Below are 19,020 nucleotides of genomic sequence, written 5' to 3' on the forward strand. Positions count from 1 at the left end.
CGAGCAAGGACGCCTTTACATGCGCAAATGCTTCATGCCCCTGTTCAACGGTTTGCTCCGGGCCTCGCTGCTGAGCGTTGCTTCGATCGGCACTGCCGTCGCCGCTGCCGGCAATTGCGCCGCGCTCGGCCCTTTGCCGGCGGCCCTGGAAGTCGGCGAAGGTCTGCAACAGGCACTGCAATCGCCGGTGGCGATCACCCGCGTGGCGGTGGGCGACCCGAAAATTGCCGACGTGCGCGTGACCGGCGATCAAAGCGTATTGCTCACCGGTGTCGCCCCCGGCGCCACCACGTTGATGATCTGGACGGCCTGCACCAGCGCACCGCGTCAGAGCATGGTGTTTGTGCAGGGCAAGGCCAGTGCGGCAATGACGGTCTCGTTGCCTGCCACGGACGATCCGACGTTGCCTTCGCAGGTGCAGACCGACATTCGCTTTGTCGAAGTCAGTCGCACCAAATTGAAGGAGGCCGGCACGCAGATCTTCGGCAAGGGCTCGAATAACTTTCTCTTCGGTGCTCCGGGTACGGTGCCCGGCACGGGCGTAACGCCCGGCGTTGTGCCTTTGCGCAACATCGACCCGCGCATCGCTGTGCCGAGCATCCCGTTGGTTAACGACGCGTTCAACATTGTCTGGGGCGGTGGCAGCAGCAAATTCCTCGGCATCGTCAATGCGCTGGAAGGCAGTGGTTTCGCCTACACCCTGGCGCGGCCGAGCCTGGTGGCGTTGAGCGGGCAGAGCGCGAGCTTCCTCGCCGGTGGCGAAATTCCGATTCCGGTACCGAGCGCCAACAGCAACAGCTACTCCATCGAGTACAAGGAATTCGGCATTCGTCTGACCCTGACGCCGACCGTCGTCGGCCGTGATCGCATCGCCCTCAAGGTCGCGCCGGAAGTCAGCGAGCTGGACTACAACAATGGCGTGACCATCGGCGGCACCACCGTGCCGGCGTTCACCATCCGCCGCACCGACACCAGCATCTCGCTGGCCGATGGCGAAAGCTTTGTGATCAGCGGTTTGATCAGCACGCAAAACGCTTCGCAGGTGAACAAGTTCCCAGGGCTTGGCGACATCCCGGTGCTCGGCGCGTTTTTCCGCAATTCGTCGATCAATCGCGAAGAGCGCGAATTGCTGATGATCGTCACCCCGCACCTGGTGCAGCCATTGGCAGCCAACGCGCCGTTGCCTTCGCTACCGGGTGAAAAACTGCGCAACTACGACCCGAACTGGTATCGCCTGTACTTCCTTGAAAACGGCAACTTCGATAAACGCAGCGGGTTATCGCAATGAGCCAGAGCCTGAGTCAGACCTTCCTCGCCATCACCCGTAACGACACCGATCTTGAGTGGTTGCAAGGTGCGCTCGCGCCGCTCGGTCAGGTGGTCAGCGCCGGAGGCGGCAGCCTTGACGAGTTGCTCGCGCTGGTTGACGTGACCTTCGCCAGCCTGGTGTTCGTCGGGCTCGATCGCGATCATCTGGTCGCGCAGAGCGCGTTGATCGAAGGCGTGCTCGAAGCCAAACCGATGCTCGCCATCGTCGCCCTCGGCGACGGCATGGACAATCAACTGGTGCTCAACGCGATGCGCGCCGGTGCGCGGGATTTCGTCGCTTACGGATCGCGCTCCAGTGAAGTCGCCGGGCTGGTGCGGCGCTTGAGCAAACGCCTGCCAGCCGTCACGCCGAATACCCAACTCGGTGGTCTGACTGTGCTTTATGGCGTGCAAAGCAACGCTGACGGCGCACTGTTGGCCAACCACATGGCGCTGGTGGTGCAGAAGAGCGGGCAGCAGACGTTGCTACTCGATCTGGGTTTGCCGCGCGGCGACAGCCTGGCCTTGCTTGGCCTGGAAAGCTCGTTCCATTTCGGCGATGCGTTGCGCCACTTGCGGCGTCTCGATGCAACGCTGATCGACAGCGCGTTCACCAGTGCCGAAGCGGGCCTGCGCATCCTCGCTTACGCCAGTTCCGACGAGCCGCTGGAGCGCACCAGCGCCGCCGAGTTGTACATGTTGCTCAGCGCCTTGCGCCAACATTTCCAGCACATCGTCGTCAACCTCACCGGCCAGCCCGACAGCGAAGCGCTGCGCACGTTCGTCAGCCATTGCGACAAGCTGCTCTGGTACACCGATCAGAACGTGCTCGACTGCCGGCGCAACCTTGCCGTGCTCAATTTGTGGCGTGAGAAGGGCATGAAGCTTGATCATGGCCGATTGCTGATCGACCGCTATCTGCGCAACGTCGCACCGGATTCCGACACCCTCGGCAAGACCTTCGGCCTGGAGGTGATTGCCGTGCTCGCCTACAGCCCGGAGATTCGCCTCAACGCGAAAAACCAGGGCGTGACCCTGTTCGAACTGGCCCCGCGCGAAGCCATCAGCCAAAGCCTGCGCACCCTCGGCGAACGCCTGGCAAAACGTTCCGAAGGCCTGGCCAAACCCAAGGCTAACTGGTTCAACCGCTTGCGAGGCACCTCATGAGCAGCGAACAACTGTTCGGTGGCCCGCAGCGCCACGCGAGCGGCAACACCGACCACGATGGCCTGAAACTGGTGTTGCATCGCTACATCATCGACGCCATCGAAGAGTCCGGGAAAAACCTGCTGGAAGGCTCGCGGCAGGTGCTCTCGCAGTTCGTCATCGACAAGGTCGCCGAATACATCGCGCGCCTGCACCTGGCGATTTCCCGTTATGAAATGGAGCGTCTGGCCGAAGAAATCGTCGATGAGCTGACCGGTTTCGGCCCGCTCGAAGTGCTGCTGCGCGACAGCGCCGTGACCGAGATTCTGGTCAACGGGCCGCACCGGGTGTTTATCGAACGCGATGGCGTGCTGCACTTGAGTGATCTGCGCTTTATCGATGCGCACCACGTCGAGCGGGTCATGCAGCGCATTCTCGCGCCACTGGGGCGACGTCTCGACGAATCGTCGCCGATGGTCGATGCACGCCTGCCGGATGGCAGCCGGGTCAACGCGATCATCCCGCCGATCGCCCTCGACGGGCCGTGCCTGTCGATCCGCAAATTTCGCAAGGACATGCTCAAAAGCACCGACCTGATGGCGATGCAAACCATTGATCAGGCGATCTACGACTTCATCGAAGAAGCGGTGGGCAAGCGCTGCAACATCCTTATCAGCGGCGGTACTGGTACCGGCAAGACCACGCTGCTGAACATTCTCAGCCAGTTGATCAATCCGCATGAGCGGCTGGTGACCATCGAAGACGTCGCCGAATTGCAGCTCGGCCACCCACACGTCGTGCGCCTGGAAACCCGTCCGCCGAATGCCGAGGGCCACGGCGAGGTGAAGGCCAGTGACCTGATCCGCAACGCCCTGCGCATGCGCCCCGACCGGATCATCCTCGGTGAGATTCGCGGCGTCGAAGTGGTCGATGTGCTGACCGCGATGAACACCGGCCACGACGGTTCGATGAGCACCGTGCACGCCAACAACGCGCAAGACGCCTTGCTGCGCCTGGAAACCCTGGTCGGCCTGACCGGCCGCACCATTGCCGAACGCACGTTGCGGCAGATGATCTGCGCCGCCCTCGACGTGGTGATTCAACTGACGCGAATGCCCGACGGACGCCGCTGCGTCAGCGAAGTGGTGGAAGTGGTCGGCGTACGCGAGGACGTCTACGTCACCAACACGTTGTTCCGCCTCGACCGGCGCACCGGCTTCGGCTTTCTGCGCGAAGCGGTCAACCCGGCGGGCGACAAGCTGCGTCGCGAATCGACGCTCGCGCACTGAGGGCCACGGCATGCTCAAACCGCTGCTGCTGATCGTGATTTGCCTGACGCTGCTGGGGTTGTCACTGCGTCTGTTCTACAACGGCTGGCGTCAGGGCGGGACCGAGCGCGTGATCGATCGGTTGAATCAAGGACAGCCGCAACTGGCGGTGGAAGCGCCGCACTGGGTCGGCCTTGAACGGGCGTTTTTACGTGCCGGCCTCGGTCGGCCGACGGAGCGAATCGGCCTGTGGATGCTGTTGTGGGCGTTCGGCGTGCTGACCGGTTTCGCCCTCGCCGGAGTGATCGGTTTGTTGGTGTTGCTCGTTGTCCCGCCGCTGGCTTTGCGCCTGTTTGTCAGTTGGCGCTATCAACGTCGGCTGCGGCGGATGATCGAACAATTGCCGCAACTGCTCGATTACACCGTGCGCAGTTTGAAGTCCGGACGCACCCTCGCCGATGCCGTACTGGGCGGCATCGAGACCAGCGAAGATCCATTGAAAAATGCCATGGGCCGGGTGCAGCGCAACGTGCAGTTGGGCGTGAGTCTGCCGGATGCGGTGTCGGATCTGGCCGAGCTGTACGAACGTGATGAATTTCGCCTGTTCGCCCTCGGCCTCAAGGTCAATCACCGTTACGGCGGCAACGCCAGCGAGCTGCTGGAGAACCTGATCAAGATGATTCGCGAACGCGATCAGGCCTCGCGTCAGTTACGGGCGATGACCGGCGAAACCCGCCTCACCGCGTGGGTCCTGGGTTTGCTGCCGATTGCCATGGCCGGGTATTTCCTGATGGCCAATCCGATCTATCTGGTCGCCATGTGGCATGACCCCTCCGGGCAGCGGATGCTGGCCACGGCGTTCGGCATGCAGGTGATCGGCAGTCTGTTGCTCTGGCGGATGTTGCGCAGCCTATGACCACGCCCTTGATGATCAGCGCGCTGTTACTGCTCGGCGCTGCCGCGTTGCTCCTGACCAGTCTGCTGGAGCAGCGTCGGCGGGCGCGGCAGATCAGTCGTCGACTGGAGGGCGACCTGATCCGCGAGAACCGTTTCGGCAACCTGTTGCAAGTGCTCGGCGACAGCAAGGTCGGTCAGCACAGCGTCAAACTCGACAATGAAACCCAGTCGCTGCTCAACCGCCTCGGCTGGCGCAGTGCGCGTCAGCGTTCGCTTTTCGCAGCCTGTCAGATCGGCTCGCCACTGTTGCTGCTGGCGCTGACGCTGCTGCTGCAATCGGTGTTTTTTCCTGCTGTGGAAAAACAATGGATCGCACCGTTGTTCGCCCTCGGCGTCGGCTATCTGTTGCCCAAACGTCTGCTGGTGATCGCCGTGACGCGTCGGCAAAAACAACTGGCCAGCGAGATCGGCACGTTCATTCCGCTGCTGCGCATTCTTTTCGAATCAGGCATGGCCGTGGAGCAGGCGTTGCGCGTGCTCAGTCATGAAGGTCAGGCACTGTTGCCAGTGCTGACGTACGAATTGCGCCTGGTGCTGAGTCGCGTTGACTCCGGCCTGGAACTGGGCGAGGAGCTGAACAAGGCCACGCAGTTATTGGCGGTGGATGAGTTCACCGACACCTGCGTGATTCTTCAGCAGTTGCTGTATCAGGGCGGCGGCGCGATGAAGTCGTTGCTGGCGCTCAAGCAACTGCTTGATGACCGGCGCCTGACGCGCCTGCAGGAATACATCTCCAAGATGTCCGCAAAAATGTCCGTCGTGATGATGCTGTTTCTCTTCCCGGCGTTATTGATTGTCCTGGCCGGCCCGGGCTTCACTGCCCTGGCGAAGGCGTTGGGAGCCTAGAGGGATCGTGATGAAAGCAATGATTGCAGGTGCCTGTTTTCTGCTGCTCGGAGGTTGTGCCAACACCGGGCAAACGCCGTGGGATGCGCTGACCAATTCCGCCAGTTGTGCCAAGTTGAGCTCCGATCAACAACTGTCGCTGAACCTGGCCGACGACATGGCCAACGACGGTAAACTGCACGCCAGCCTCGCCAACCTGCAAAGCCTGCCGGACAACATTGCCGACGTGCGTCTGCGCAAGGCCAAGGTCTATCGCTTGCTCGGGCGCAGCGAGGCCGAGCCACTGTATCGCAGCCTGCTCGGTTCGTGTCTGGCGGCCGAAGCCGAGCACGGTCTGGGGCAACTCGCTGCGGCCAAATCCGATTACGGTCAGGCGCAGGCGCATTTGCAACGCGCCGCGCGGCTGGCACCTACCGACGAAAAAATCCGCAATGACCTCGGTGTGGTTTACCTCAATCAACTGCGCCTTGAAGATGCGCGCTTCGAGTTTCTCACCGCCATGGAGCTCAAGCAGAGTGATCAGTTGGCGGCGCTGAATCTGGTGACTCTGTTGTTGTATCAGGACGACTGGAGTCGTGCGGCTGAACTGGTTAGTCGGCTTGGCCTTAGCCCGGCGCAATTCAGCGAGGCGCAGGGGCGTGCGGAGAAACTCAAGCTGCCGAACCGGTCCACCGTTGCCGTTACGGCGATGCTCAAGTAGGGGGCGCGATGATGAAAGCTATCCTTGTCTGTCTTGGTTTGTTCGCTGTGCCGCTGATCAGCCATGCCATTGATGCGGGTCCGGCTTCGGCGCAGCAGCAGGAAACCGAGGGCTGGTTGCAATTGCAGGCGCGTAACAAGGTTGCTTCGCCGACCCTGCAGACGTTGACCCCGGCGGAACGGGAGTTGGTCATGCAGCGGTGGTTGAAAAGTTATCAGCATGAGATACCGGAGTTTTTTGATCAGGAGCAGGGGGGTAAGGTTGATAGTGGTTCGGGGGGGGGTGGTTGATTGCCTGTAGGAGCTGCCGAAGGCTGCGATCTTTGCTCTTTTTGTAGGGGAACCGAGTACATGTCCGTTGCTGCGGTCACGGCCGCTCAGGGTTCCGCCCTTACGGCGGGTCACTTTTTCCAGACGCCGAAAAAGTAACCAAAAAGGCTTGCTCCTACGTACGGCCCGCTCGCTAGAGCTCGGGGTTCCTTCGCTCCGGGATCGATCCGGGGGGCATCGCCTACGGTTTGCTTCGCTGCACCTCCTCTCGATGTGTTTGGCTGCGCCAAACGGTCGCTGCGCTCCCACCCCCGGATCAACCCCTCCACTCAGCCTTCCGACGTCGCCCGTGGATCAAGATCAAAAGCGAGGCGAGCTGACACTCGGCCTATTGGCTGACTTCACTCAATCTCTGTGGGAGCTGGCTTGCCAGCGATGGCGGCCTGACAGCCGACCAATCTCCAACTGATGTACCCGATCCACCTGTAGGAGTGAGCCTGCTCGCGATGGCGCCTGCCAGCCAACCCATTTCTTGCAGGCAGCATGCAATTCCTGTGGGAGCTGGTCTGCCAGAAATGCCACCCTGACACCCAACCGTTCTCCACTGATGTACACGGCGCTGGCGATTCAGCAAATCGTCATGCTCGCCGAACTGGCAGTGAGCCGCGCACTCGACCGGATTGACCCACAATCCTGAACCACCCCTGTAGGAGCTGCCGCAGGCTGCGATCTTTTGATCTGGCTTTTTAAAAACCAACATCAAAAGATCGCAGCCTGCGGCAGCTCCTACATTGGGCGCGGTCATTGTGGGAGCCGTTCTGAAGGCCCTGGAATAAGGTCGTGAAAATTGACGCCATCATTCTGACATTTTAGTAGTGTCGAAATGATGGCTCGTGTACATTCCCCGCGCCCGAACCAGGCCAACTGGAGGGTCGGTAGGGATGCCAGTTGAATGTGAGCCCTGCTGAAACTGTTTCATAAAGTTTTGGAAGGGAATCTCGCTTGAATACCGCACGCTTGCGCCAATCGCTGCTGGCGCTGTCCATTGCCGCTGCCACGCTGCACGCTTCTACTGCCGTTGCCGCCAACCTGAACCATGACCTCGGCGGTGGGTCGCTGAACAGTAACCTGCAGACTTGGGGGCTGGTCGATTTGAACGGCAACGGGACCATCGCTCCCGGGTCGCCGTCGACGTTTACTTACGCTGCTCAGTTCATGGGACTGACCGCCGACCAATTGCGCAATAACGCTGATATCCGCATTGACGGCGCCAACCATGGCGTAGGTATCCTCTTGGGTTCCTCTGGCGTAGTGCCGAGCAAAATTACCAGCAGCCTGATCAATCAAGGTTCTATTGCTGTTCACGGATTGACCGGTTCGGGCGATTCCACCGGTATTTCCGATACCGGCAGCACCATAGGTGGAAGTCTCTCCAATACCGGCAGCATTGATGTCAGTGGCGAGCGGGCCGGTGGTGTGATGTTTGTACACACTACCTTGGGCGGGATCAGCAACAGCGGCACGATCAACGCCAGTGGTATTGATGCACTCGGCGTGTTTCTCGACGGTGCCACACTCAAAGGCTCAATCAATAACAGCGGGGTCATTCGTGCTCGCGGTACTGATGCCGAGGCGCTGACGCTGGAGGGTGTGAAGTTCACTTCCGGCGCAATGCTGAGCAACAGCGGTACGATTTCCGGTGAGTCGATTGGTGTTCACGTCAGTGACCAGACAGCCGGCAGCGGTCTGTCGAGGATTTATCAACTGACGGGGTTGATCGAGGGCGGTACGGCGGCGATTCAGGTTGATGACGGGCAAACGTATTTCGACTTCTTCGGCGGCACGGTCAAGGGCGATATGCTTGGTTTGGCTGGCGTGCTGGTCGATGGCGATGCAACGTTCGACGGTTCGACCATCAGGTCCGGGTACGTCACCATCGAAGAAGGCACGCTGACGCTGGTGCGCCCGCACACCACGATCATCGGCGACTTCGACATGGAAGAAGCCAATTCGGTACTGGAGTTGTATCTGGGCAATGACACCAACCCGGCGCTGCCGGTGTTGAAAGTCACCGGCACCACCGACATTGCACCCGGCGGGCAATTGCGTTTGCTGGCGCGCTCCAGCGACTTCCGGGTCACACCCGGCGGCACGCGCTACACCTTGATCAGCTCGGGTAATCTGGTCGGCGGTAATAACCTGACCGTGACTTCCAGCTCTGCGCTGCTGGATGTCAAAAGCTTCGGTGTCGAAGGCAATGACATCATCACGGTGGTGGCGACCAAGTCCGCTGAAGAACTGGCAGACAACACGCTGGCCGTCGGCGGCAGTGTCAACGCAGCCAGGGCGATCGGTCGTCTGTCCGGATCGCTGATGAGTCGCCTCGACGAGCAGGATCCGGTGTACCAGGCCTTCGCCAATGCCAGCACCGATGCTGAGTTGGCGCGCTTGTCCGAGACCCTCAGCCCGGATGTCAGCCGTGGCGTTCTGCATGCAGCAACCAACAGTCAGACGCTGGTTTCCGGTGTGATCAACGAGCGCTCGGCGCGCGCTCGGGCACAGTCGGGCTCGAATGAAAAAGGTGTCTGGCTGCAAGCCTTGAGCAGTGATGCCAACCAGGACGAGCGCCGTGGCGTGAGCGGTTATGACGCTGACAGCCACGGGATCGCGGTGGGGGCCGACGGCCAGTTGAACGCCGATACGACCTTGGGCCTGGCCTACAGCTACCTCGACACCGACGTGAAATCCGATCTGGGCAGCAAGACCCAGGTCACCGGACATGCGCTGACCCTGTACAGCAATTGGCTGCACGACAACTGGTTCGTCGATTCTTCGCTGATGTATGGCTGGAACGACAACGAGTCGAAACGCTACATCGCCGGCACGCGCGCCAAGGCCGATTACGACAGTGATGTTTTCGGTGTGAGCGCGCTGGCCGGTTACAGCTGGCACCTGCTGCCTGCTGTGGTACTCGAGCCGCAGGTCGGTACCCGTTATGCCAATGTCGGCATGGATGCGTATCGCGAGAAGGGCAGTTCGGCGTCGTTGAATGTCGGCAGCCAGCGTTACGAAGTCGGTGAAATAGGCGTGGGTGCACGTCTGGCCGCTGCGTTTGCGGTCGGCACCGGCAGTCTTGAGCCGGAAGCGAAAGTCATGGCATGGCACGACTTTATCGGCGACAAGGTCGACACGACGTCATCGTTCGTTCTGGGCGGCGATTCGTTCACCAGCCGTGGCACCACGCCGGTGCGTGACAGCTATGAACTGGGGCTGGGCGCCAACTACCGCATGGGCGCCTGGAGTGTCGGCGGGTCGTACAACTACGTGACGGCCAGCGGCTTTGATTCCGATGGTTTCACGGCAAAAGTGCGTTACGCCTTCTGACCGGTGCAGGAGCTGCCGAAGGCTGCGATCTTTTGATCTGGCTTTTTAAAAAACAACATCAAAAGATCGCAGCCTGCGGCAGCTCCTGCACGTGGAGGGTTTTAGAGTTGGTAGCTGAAACTGATGCTATACCGCGCTCGACGGTTGAACGTGTCGAGCGCTTCATCGGACATCGCCTTCGCCGCCTCCAGCGCAATGTTGTAGTACTTGGCATCGCCGAAACGCAGACCGATCGCCGCTGACGACAGACTGTTGGCCTGTACCGGCAATTCATTGAACCAGCTGCGCGAGCGGTCCAGCACAACATACGGCTGCAGAATCCTCACCCAGTTGCCGTCGCGGTTGAAGCTGTAGTTGACCTCGTATGCCACCCCCCATCCCTTGTCGCCGGATGCCTGATCGTCAGGATAACCACGACCGAAATTCTGCCCGCCGAACACCGCGCGTTCGCTGTCGGGCAAGCTGTCGTCGCTCCAGTACAGCGCAGCCGACAGCACGCCCTGCCAGTTGTCGAGGAATTTGTTGCTCTGCACCCCGGACAGGCGCACGCGGAAGAAGTCGAGATCGATAGCGCTGTTGTTGGTTTTTGCGCCCATGCTGTCGACGCCCTGGTACACACCGCCACTCAAAATCCGCAGTTGTCGGGCATCAGCCTTGCGCCAGTCGCTTTCGAAGGCGAGGGCGCGTATGTCGGTGCGTTCTTCGACGCTCAACGGGTAGCCGATGACCTTGTAGCGGGTTTTGTCGTTGACCGCGTAAAGCCGTGAGCCGGCGGTGAGCAGCTCGTTGGAGGCGGCAATCAGCGGCAGGGTGAAACCGATCGAATAGCGGTCGTTCTCGCGATGGGGTTTGAGCTCCAGGCCGTTGTCGAGCAACAGGCTGGTGCCCGGGTCAGCGCGGTAGCGCGAAGCGGACAGGGCCAGTTGTGCACCTTCGCTGTTGATGAACTGGTTGTAGTCCAGGCGGTAGTAATGCTCGTGATCATCGCCCGGCGGGAACAAGCCGCTGAGGGTCAATTGCTCGCCCATCGAGGTCTGCGAATTGCTGCTGACACCGAGCAAGGCCTGAGTACCGTTGCGGTTGTCTTCGGTGGTGCTCAGGGTGCTGGTGAACGGTTTGCGACTGGCTTCGGCGACCAGCGTGGTCGCGCCGTCGGTGGTGCCCGGCGGCGGCACCTGCGCCTGAATCGTCACGCCGGGGATGCGCGTCATCAGCGTGGTGTAACGCTCGAACGTCTTGCGGGTCAGCGGGCGTTCGGCCTGGATTTTCGCCGCCAGTTCATCGATCAGGCCTTTGACGCGGCCGATGTCGCCTTGCATTTGCACGTCGCGCACGTAGCCTTCCACCAATACCACCCGTGCCACACCGTCCTCGAAATTCTGTTGCGGCAGGAACGCGTACGACAGCAGATAGCCGTCCTGCTGATAGCGCCGGGTGATGTTGCGCGTGGCTTCGATCAGCTCGGCGAGGCTGGTCTCATGGCCGATCAGCGGTTGGTAATTCTGCGCCAGTTCGGTCAGCGGGTAGATCGTGCCGCCTTCGATCTGCACGGTTTTCAGATTGACCTTGGTGCTCATCATCAACGGCTGCGCAGCGGTCGCCCCGGCATCCGGTACTTGCACCGGCGCGGCACTCGGGCGATAGGCATCGGCCGGCAAGTTGGGCACGGGCAGGTTGCGGATGGTTTCGTTGCTGTTGAGGAAGCTGGGCAGAGTGTCGGCGAGAGCAGCAGAACTGAGGCTGAGGCACAGCAGGGACGCCATAACGCGCATAGGACACTCCATGGTCAGGTCACAGCTTGAGGCTGTTTTTTCCTAAGAAAAAAGCGGAAGACTCGTGGGAATCTTCCGCCCTCAACCAAGCGTAGGCGCTGTAGGTAAGGCCGTCGAATCGGCCAGGTGCAATTTAGCGTTTGTTGCCTCCCAGGGCGCCGGTCAGACCGCCGAGCACACCGCCCAGACCGCCACCGGTGGTGCCCCCGCCGGCACCGCCGTTAACCAGCCCGCCGACCGCCGTGACGGTGCTGCCGACGTTGGTTACCAGCCCACCGACGGCGGTAGTGACCGGATTGGTGGTGGCGGCAATCGCGCCACCGAGGTTGCCCACCGCACCGCCAACCTGGCTGGTGAGACCGGCGACTGGCGAACCGAGACCGGTAGCGGCACCCAGTTGTTGAGTCACGTTGGTGACGCCGCTGGTGACCGGATTCAGCGCTGTGCCCAAAGTGGCGCCCACGGTGGCCAGTGGTGAGGTAGTGGCCGTGATCGGTGAGCCCGAGCCGCCCAGCACAGTGTTCAGCGAAGCGACGGTATTACCCAGGCCGACAGCGCTGACGCCACCGGCGCTGACCACGCCATTGGTGTTGCCGGCATTCAGACCTGCGCCGACATTGACCACTGCACCGCCCACGGTTTGCAGCAGACCGGTCCCGCCGAGGCCGCCACCGAGGCCGCCGCCAATACCGCCGCCAGTACCTGAACCGGTGCCGTTGGAGACCAGACCGCCGGCCTTGCCGACTGCAGTCCCGGCGTTGCTCAGTGCTCCACCGAGGGTATTGGTCAGCGCATTGCCATTGCCCGCGTCGGTCACTTTGTCACCCACGCCGTTGACGGTATCGCCGACTTTCTGGATCACGCCTTTGAGCGGATCGCCCAGACCTGTCGCGCTGCCGACCTTGTCGGTGGTGCTTTCGACCATCGCAATCACCGGCACCAGATTTTTACCGAGCTGATTGGTCAGTTGACTTGTCGGGCCATTGGTCAGCGTGGTGTCGAGGGTATTGCCGAGCATGGTGACTTTCTCGCCAACGCCGTCGAGCAGTGGCGCCACTCGAGTGACCACACCTCCGACCACTGGCACGCTGCCGGTGGCGGTCGCCAGTTTGCCGCTGAGGTCGGAGACGCCGTTGCCGACATCCGTGACCACGCCGCCGACCGAGGCGACGGTGGTAGTCAGGCCGTTAGGGTCGGTGGCCAGTTTGCCGATGCCGTCGGCCACACCATTACCCAAGGTGCTGACGACGTTGCCGGCAGTGTTGGCCGCGCTTTGCACGACGCCGCCAACCACGGGAACGGTGCTTAAAGAGTCGCCAACCTGACCGACACCATCGCCCACGCCGGCGACGGTAGTACCGACATCCTGCACCAGCGTCGTGGTCACCAGCGGCGTCGGTGTCGGATTGGTCGGGTTGGTTGGATCAGTAGGATCTGTCGGGTTGGTTGGATTGGTTGGATTGGTTGGATCGGTTGGGTTGGTGCCGCCAGTACCGCCAGTACCACCGGTTCCGCCGGTGCCTGCTGTATCACCCGTGCCGCCAGTACCACCGGTGCCACCTGTTCCAGCGGTGTCGCTGGACGGCGAAGAGCTGCCGGAACTGCTGTGATGGCCGCCACCGCCGCTGCTGCAGCCAGCGAGGCCAAGGGAGAAAATCAATGCCAGAGCGATTGCAGATTTGCACCATACGTCTTGAGTTTTCATGATCGAGATTCCTTGCACCTGTCACAACGTTCGTTGCCTTCGATGGCTCACCGATCTGTCGCCGGTGATGCCTCGTCCGTGGCTGTAATTTCAGTCGGTGCGCGGATTTCAACCATTCTCAAGTTGGTATTAACGCCTTTATATATAAGCGCCAGTGCAGTGCCTAACGACTAATACCCAAGATATACACGGGCAAAAAAAGGCCTTGAAAATCAAGGCCTGGGGTTTTACGGGAAGGGCGAAGAACGCGAGGAAAACTTAAGTGATATATACACAATTTACGGGCTGTTTCTGCTCTGCCAGAGCGTCAGGCAATCGGTTGCCATAGACCGACCATGTGCTCCAGGTCGCCAGCGCCCATCAACTGCAACTCGCCACTGGAGCCTGCGGCGCTGGCCAATAACCTGACCTCGCTGGGCAGGCGCACCGGTTTGCGAAAATGCACAGCGATTTCCAGATTGGCCTTGGGCAACTGATCCGCCAGCGCTGCCAGCGTGCGTGCCTTGTTCCACAAACCATGGGCGATGGCGGTGGGGAAGCCGAACAGTTTTGCGCTCGCCGCGCTCAAGTGAATCGGGTTGTAGTCGCCGGACACCTTGGCGTATTGCCGGCCAATGTCGGCCGGGGCTTGCCAGTGCGCCACTTCCGTCAGCGCCTGGCTCGGCTGCCACTCCTGCTCGAGCGCCTCGCCTTCGAGTTTCACCCCGCGACAGAGCATCTGGCTTTCGGCCTCCCATAACGGCCCGAGTTGATCATCGAGGGTGGTCAGCAGATCAAACGTCGCGCCTTTGGGATGCGGCTGCAGGTTGTGCACCCGCACACTGACGTGCGCGCGGCTGATCCCGCCCATCGGCCGTAACACGCGGATGCGATTGCTCAGGTGAACCAGCCCGAGCAACGGAAACGGGAAGTCCTTGGCCGTGAGCAACTGCATCTGCAAGGCAAAGGCGAGGATGTGTGGATAAGTCGGCGGCAACAGGCCGTCATCGGCGAAACCGCAGACCTTGCGATACGCCGCCAGGCGTTGGCCATCGACATCGACCCAGCAACGCAATCCGCCGTCGGGCAGTTGCGTGCCGGTGATTTTGCGTCGCGTCGCCGCCCGCGCGTAGAGCCCGGGCAAACCCGGTTCGCGATCCAGTGTGTGCCATTCGATGCTCATGCCTTAAGCCCCCAGAACACTTTGTCCACAGACCCGCAGCGCCTGCCCGGTGAAAGCGCCGGTGCCCGGTTGCGCCAGCCATGCGACGGCTTCGGCGACGTCTTGCGGCAGGCCGCCCTGGCCCAGCGAACTCATGCGCCGCCCGGCCTCACGCAGGCCAAACGGGATGTGTGCGGTCATCTGCGTTTCGATGAACCCCGGGGCCACGGCGTTGATGCTGATGCCGCGTTCAAGCAGTGTCGGCGCCCACGCTTGCGCCAGACCGATCAATCCGGCCTTGCTCGCCGCGTAGTTGGTCTGCCCACGGTTACCGGCGATGCCGCTGATCGAGGCAAGCAGCACCACTCGTGCGTTATCGTGCAGCGTGCCGTTGTCGAGCAGAGCCTTGGTCAGCACTTGCGGGGCGTTGAGGTTCACTGCCAGCACCGCGTCCCAGAATTCCGGGGTCATGTTGGCCAAGGTCTTGTCGCGGGTGATGCCGGCGTTGTGCACCAGAATGTCGAGGCCATCAGGCAACTGTTCGATCAGTTGACTGGCGGCGTCTTCGGCGCAGATATCGAGGGTGATCGCGCGTCCACCGAGGCGGGCGGCGAGAGCTTCAAGTTCGGTCTTTGCGGGCGGTACGTCGAGCAGGATCACCTCGGCGCCATCACGCGCCAGGGTTTCCGCAATGGAAGCGCCGATGCCGCGCGCTGCGCCCGTGACCAGCGCCTTGCGCCCGGCCAGTGGTCGCGTCCAGTCCGTCACCGGTGTCGCGCAAGCCGTCAGGCGAATCACCTGGCCGGAGACGAAGGCACTTTTCGGCGACAGGAAAAACCGCAGTGGTCCTTCGAGTTGATCTTCGGCCCCTTCGCCGACGTAGATCAGTTGCAACGTGCCGCCGCTGCGCAACTCCTTGGCCAGCGACCGGGAAAAGCCTTCGAGCGCCCGTTGCGCACTGGCGGCGAAAGGCTCGCGCAGGGTTTCCGGAGCGCGGCCAAGAATCACCAGATGCGCACTGGATTCGAGGTTTTTCATCAACGGCTGGAAAAATTCACGCAGCTGCTTGAGCTGGTCGGTGTGCTGCAACTCACTGGCGTCGAACACCACGGCTTTGAGTTTCGGACCGTGGCCGGCAATCCACTCGCTGGCGCTCGCAGGCTGTTCGCCGTAGCGATAGATGCCGTCGGTCAAACGGTTGGCGAAGCGGCTGATGCGCTCGGCCAGCGGCCCGCCACCGATCAGCAGCGCGCCCTCCACCGGACGCAGACGTCCGGCCTGCCAGCGTTCCAGCCGCACCGGCGACGGCAGGCCCAGTGCCCCGACCAGACGATGGCCGATGGACGAGTTGGCGAAGTCGATATAGCGGTCAGACATGGAACGCTCTCCAGAAGTTGGGGTTCAAAGTGTGGACTATCGACGGCAATCAATCGTTCGATCCACGCAATACGGCCTACGCTAGAACAGCAGAGTAGTTTGCCCCCGACGGTTTTGTTGCGGAGCACAAATTCAGTAACACAGCAGAACCCTGTAGGAGCGAGCCTGCTCGCGATCGCGGTGTATCAGATGAACATTTGCTGACTGACACACCGCGATCGCGAGCAGGCTCACTCCTACAAGGGGCCAGCGTGAAACCGATCAATCTGAAAAGGAGTTATGCATGAGTCAGCTGCGCCGCGTCGCGATCATTGGCGGTAACCGTATCCCTTTCGCCCGTTCCAACGGGCCGTACGCCACGGCCAGCAATCAGGCGATGCTCACCGCCGCCCTCGAAGGTTTGATCGAACGCTACAACCTGCACGGGCAGCGCATCGGTGAAGTGGTGGCCGGTGCAGTGCTTAAATTGTCACGGGATATGAACCTGACCCGCGAATGCGTACTCGGCTCGCGTCTGTCGCCATCGACGCCTGCGCACGATATCCAGCAAGCCTGCGGCACCGGCCTTGAAGCGGTGATCCTGGTGGCGAACAAAATCGCCCTCGGCCAGATCGACAGCGGTATTGCCGGCGGCGTCGACACCACCTCCGACGCGCCGATCAGCGTCAGCGAAGGCCTGCGCCGAATCCTCCTGCAAGCCAACCGTGGCAAAACCACCGCTGACAAGCTGAAAGCTTTTCTGCAACTGCGCCCAAAGCACTTGATCCCCGAATTCCCGCGCAACGGCGAGTCGCGCACCGGCCTGTCGATGGGGCAGCATTGTGAGTTGATGGCGCAGACGTGGAACATTTCCCGCGAAGATCAGGATCGGCTCGCACTCGAGAGTCATCACAAACTGGCAGCGTCCTATGCCGAGGGCTGGCACAACGATCTGATGACGCCGTTTCTCGGCCTGACCCGCGACAATAATCTGCGCCCGGACCTGACCCTGGAAAAACTCGCCTCGTTGAAACCGGCCTTCGAGAAAAGCGCCAAAGGCACGCTGACGGCGGGTAACTCCACGCCACTGACCGATGGCGCCTCGGTGGTGCTGCTGGGCAGTGAAGCGTGGGCGAAGGAACGTGGCCTGCCGATTCTCGCTTATCTGCGCGATGGCGAAGCGGCGGCGGTGGACTTCGTCAACGGTGCCGAGGGCCTGTTGATGGCGCCGGTGTACGCCGTACCACGCTTGCTGGCGCGCAATGGGCTGACCTTGCAGGATTTCGATTACTACGAAATTCACGAAGCGTTCGCCGCGCAAGTGCTGTGCACGTTGAAGGCTTGGGAAGATCCGGAATATTGCCAAACCCGCTTGGGCCTCGACGCGCCGCTGGGCTCGATCGACCGCAGCCGGCTCAATGTGAAGGGCAGTTCGCTGGCAGCGGGGCATCCTTTTGCCGCCACTGGCGGGCGTCTCGTGGCGAACATGGCCAAGCTTCTCGATGCCGCAGGCAAAGGGCGAGGCCTGATCTCGATCTGCGCCGCCGGCGGGCAAGGCGTCACCGCCATCATCGAACGCTGACCCCACAGGATCTTCAGTGCATCGGCATGTCAGATTCTGTCGCAAATGCCCTCGACGGCCGATAACGCCAAGTGACCCCGGCTCGGCTATGATTCGCAACGGTCGATTTTTTTCGGCACAGTGTATGCATTCATAGGGTTCACAGGTCGGCAACCCCTCCCCGTGGTGCGAGGATTGCCGTATAACGAGTGACATTCGCGTGTTTGGTAATAAAGGACCCACAATAAAAGCTGATGAAGACTCCAAAACGCATTGAACCCCTGATCGAGGACGGTCTGGTCGACGAAGTGCTGCGCCCACTGATGAGTGGCAAAGAAGCAGCTGTTTATGTAGTGCGCTGCGGTAATCAGTTACGTTGCGCGAAGGTCTACAAGGAGGCGAACAAACGCAGTTTCCGCCAGGCGGCCGAGTATCAGGAAGGTCGTAAGGTCCGTAACAGCCGACAGGCGCGGGCCATGGCCAAAGGCTCCAAGTTCGGTCGCAAAGAGACCGAAGACGCCTGGCAGAACGCCGAAGTGGCGGCGCTGTTTCGGTTGGCCGGTGCTGGTGTCCGCGTGCCCAAGCCGTACGACTTCCTCGACGGCGTACTGTTGATGGAACTGGTCGCCGACGAGTATGGCGACGCCGCGCCGCGTCTGAACGACGTGGTGCTGGAGCCGGATCAGGCGCGCGAATATCACGCGTTCCTGATTTCGCAGATCGTGCTGATGTTGTGTACCGGTCTGGTGCACGGTGACCTTTCGGAGTTCAACGTGCTGCTGACACCGACCGGCCCGGTCATCATCGACCTGCCGCAAGCGGTCGACGCTGCCGGCAACAACCACGCGTTCAGCATGCTGGAGCGCGACGTTGGCAACATGGCTTCGTATTTCGGCCGCTTCGCGCCGGAGTTGAAGAACACCAAGTACGCGAAAGAAATGTGGGCGCTGTACGAAGCCGGCACCTTGCACCCGGCCAGCGTGCTGACCGGCGAGTTCGATGATCCGGAAGACCTCGCCGATGTCGGCGGGGTATTGCGCGAGATCGAAGCGGCGCGCCTCGACGAAGAGCGCAAGCAGGCTATCCGTGCGGCAGACGACGAGCCCAAAGGCAAGTCCGACGAACCACCGCCACCGCCGTGGATGCAGTGATCACTTGAACAGAAACCCGGCTTCGGCCGGGTTTTTTGTGTCACAGGCACCCTCACCCCAACCCTCTCCCAGAGGGAGAGGGGGCCGACCGCGCTGTCTGTCGATTTACATCGACCTGAAATACCGAGTTGATTATGGAATGGGCTACCGGGTTGATTGTGGATTCGGTAAGGCTCTTTCACGTCGGCGCATCTTTGAAGCACCCCCAATCAGTCCCCTCTCCCCTTGGGAGAGGGGGCCGACCGCGCTGTCTGTCGGTTTACATCGACCTGAAATACCGAGTTGATTATGGAATGGGCTACCGGGTTGATTGTGGATTCGGTAAGGCTCTTTCACGTCGGCGCATCTTTGAAGCACCCCCAATCAGTCCCCTCTCCCCTTGGGAGAGGGGGCCGACCGCGCTGTCTGTCGATTTACATCGACCTGAAATACCGAGTTGATTATGGAATGGGCTAC

Annotated in this window: 14 protein-coding genes; 10 read left to right on the forward strand and 4 right to left on the reverse strand. The window is 61.3% G+C overall.

Features of this window, described 5'->3' with window-relative positions; genetic code table 11:
* The first annotated feature begins 19 nt into the window (after positions 1-19).
* The 8 genes from AK821_RS05765 to AK821_RS05800 all read left to right on the forward strand — a co-directional run bounded on the left by AK821_RS05765 (position 20) and on the right by AK821_RS05800 (position 9,878).
* A complete protein-coding gene (locus AK821_RS05765; RefSeq protein WP_064388813.1) occupies positions 20-1,288 on the forward strand; it encodes a type II and III secretion system protein family protein in 1,269 nt (422 codons plus the stop codon).
* Positions 1,285-2,475 carry an AAA family ATPase gene (locus tag AK821_RS05770; protein WP_064388814.1) on the forward strand — a complete coding sequence of 397 codons (1,191 nt, stop codon included), beginning with the start codon at positions 1,285-1,287 and terminating at the stop codon, positions 2,473-2,475. The genes AK821_RS05765 and AK821_RS05770 overlap by 4 nt, the downstream gene beginning before the upstream one ends.
* On the forward strand, positions 2,472-3,743 hold the full coding sequence (locus AK821_RS05775; RefSeq protein ID WP_064388815.1) for a CpaF family protein: 1,272 nt from the start codon (positions 2,472-2,474) through the stop codon (positions 3,741-3,743). Before AK821_RS05770 ends, AK821_RS05775 begins: the two co-directional genes overlap by 4 nt.
* A 10-nt stretch (positions 3,744-3,753) precedes the next feature.
* Complete coding sequence (locus AK821_RS05780) at positions 3,754-4,638, forward strand: type II secretion system F family protein (RefSeq protein ID WP_064388816.1); 885 nt, start codon at positions 3,754-3,756, stop codon at positions 4,636-4,638.
* Positions 4,635-5,525, forward strand: a complete 891-nt coding sequence (locus tag AK821_RS05785) for a type II secretion system F family protein (RefSeq protein ID WP_064388817.1) — start codon at positions 4,635-4,637, stop codon at positions 5,523-5,525. Before AK821_RS05780 ends, AK821_RS05785 begins: the two co-directional genes overlap by 4 nt.
* 10 nt (positions 5,526-5,535) lie before the next feature.
* Positions 5,536-6,225: a tetratricopeptide repeat protein gene (locus AK821_RS05790; RefSeq protein ID WP_064388819.1), complete on the forward strand. Its 690-nt coding sequence runs from the start codon at positions 5,536-5,538 to the stop codon at positions 6,223-6,225.
* 11 nt (positions 6,226-6,236) lie between these two features.
* Positions 6,237-6,515, forward strand: a complete 279-nt coding sequence (locus AK821_RS05795) for a DUF3613 domain-containing protein (RefSeq protein ID WP_064388832.1) — start codon at positions 6,237-6,239, stop codon at positions 6,513-6,515.
* Between the two features lie 981 nt (positions 6,516-7,496).
* The gene (locus AK821_RS05800; RefSeq protein ID WP_064388820.1) at positions 7,497-9,878 is read left to right on the forward strand and encodes an autotransporter family protein; all 2,382 of its coding nucleotides are present in this window, start codon (positions 7,497-7,499) and stop codon (positions 9,876-9,878) included.
* A gap of 101 nt (positions 9,879-9,979) precedes the next feature.
* On the opposite strand, the gene AK821_RS05805 is transcribed toward AK821_RS05800, so the two are convergent.
* The 4 genes from AK821_RS05805 to AK821_RS05820 form a co-directional block, all read right to left on the reverse strand.
* Entirely contained in the window at positions 9,980-11,650 is a 1,671-nt protein-coding gene (locus tag AK821_RS05805) for a ShlB/FhaC/HecB family hemolysin secretion/activation protein (RefSeq protein ID WP_064388821.1), read from the reverse strand.
* 133 nt (positions 11,651-11,783) lie between these two features.
* Positions 11,784-13,355 (reverse strand): collagen-like triple helix repeat-containing protein, encoded by a 1,572-nt coding sequence (locus AK821_RS05810; protein WP_064388822.1) that lies wholly within the window; start codon positions 13,353-13,355, stop codon positions 11,784-11,786.
* 307 nt (positions 13,356-13,662) lie between these two features.
* Positions 13,663-14,517, reverse strand: a complete 855-nt coding sequence (locus AK821_RS05815; RefSeq protein ID WP_064388823.1) for a MaoC family dehydratase — start codon at positions 14,515-14,517, stop codon at positions 13,663-13,665.
* Between the two features lie 3 nt (positions 14,518-14,520).
* Entirely contained in the window at positions 14,521-15,873 is a 1,353-nt protein-coding gene (locus AK821_RS05820; RefSeq protein ID WP_064388824.1) for a 3-oxoacyl-ACP reductase, read from the reverse strand.
* A 283-nt stretch (positions 15,874-16,156) separates the two neighbouring features.
* Here AK821_RS05820 and AK821_RS05825 point away from each other — a divergent pair, with 283 nt between their 5' ends.
* Both AK821_RS05825 and AK821_RS05830 read left to right on the forward strand, forming a co-directional pair.
* Complete coding sequence (locus AK821_RS05825; RefSeq protein ID WP_064388825.1) at positions 16,157-17,434, forward strand: acetyl-CoA C-acetyltransferase; 1,278 nt, start codon at positions 16,157-16,159, stop codon at positions 17,432-17,434.
* A 233-nt stretch (positions 17,435-17,667) separates the two neighbouring features.
* Positions 17,668-18,564: a PA4780 family RIO1-like protein kinase gene (locus AK821_RS05830; protein WP_064388826.1), complete on the forward strand. Its 897-nt coding sequence runs from the start codon at positions 17,668-17,670 to the stop codon at positions 18,562-18,564.
* The last annotated feature ends 456 nt before the right edge of the window (positions 18,565-19,020 follow it).

The sequence above is a fragment of the Pseudomonas sp. RIT-PI-r genome, from assembly GCF_001297015.1.
In the GTDB taxonomy this organism is placed as follows: domain Bacteria; phylum Pseudomonadota; class Gammaproteobacteria; order Pseudomonadales; family Pseudomonadaceae; genus Aquipseudomonas.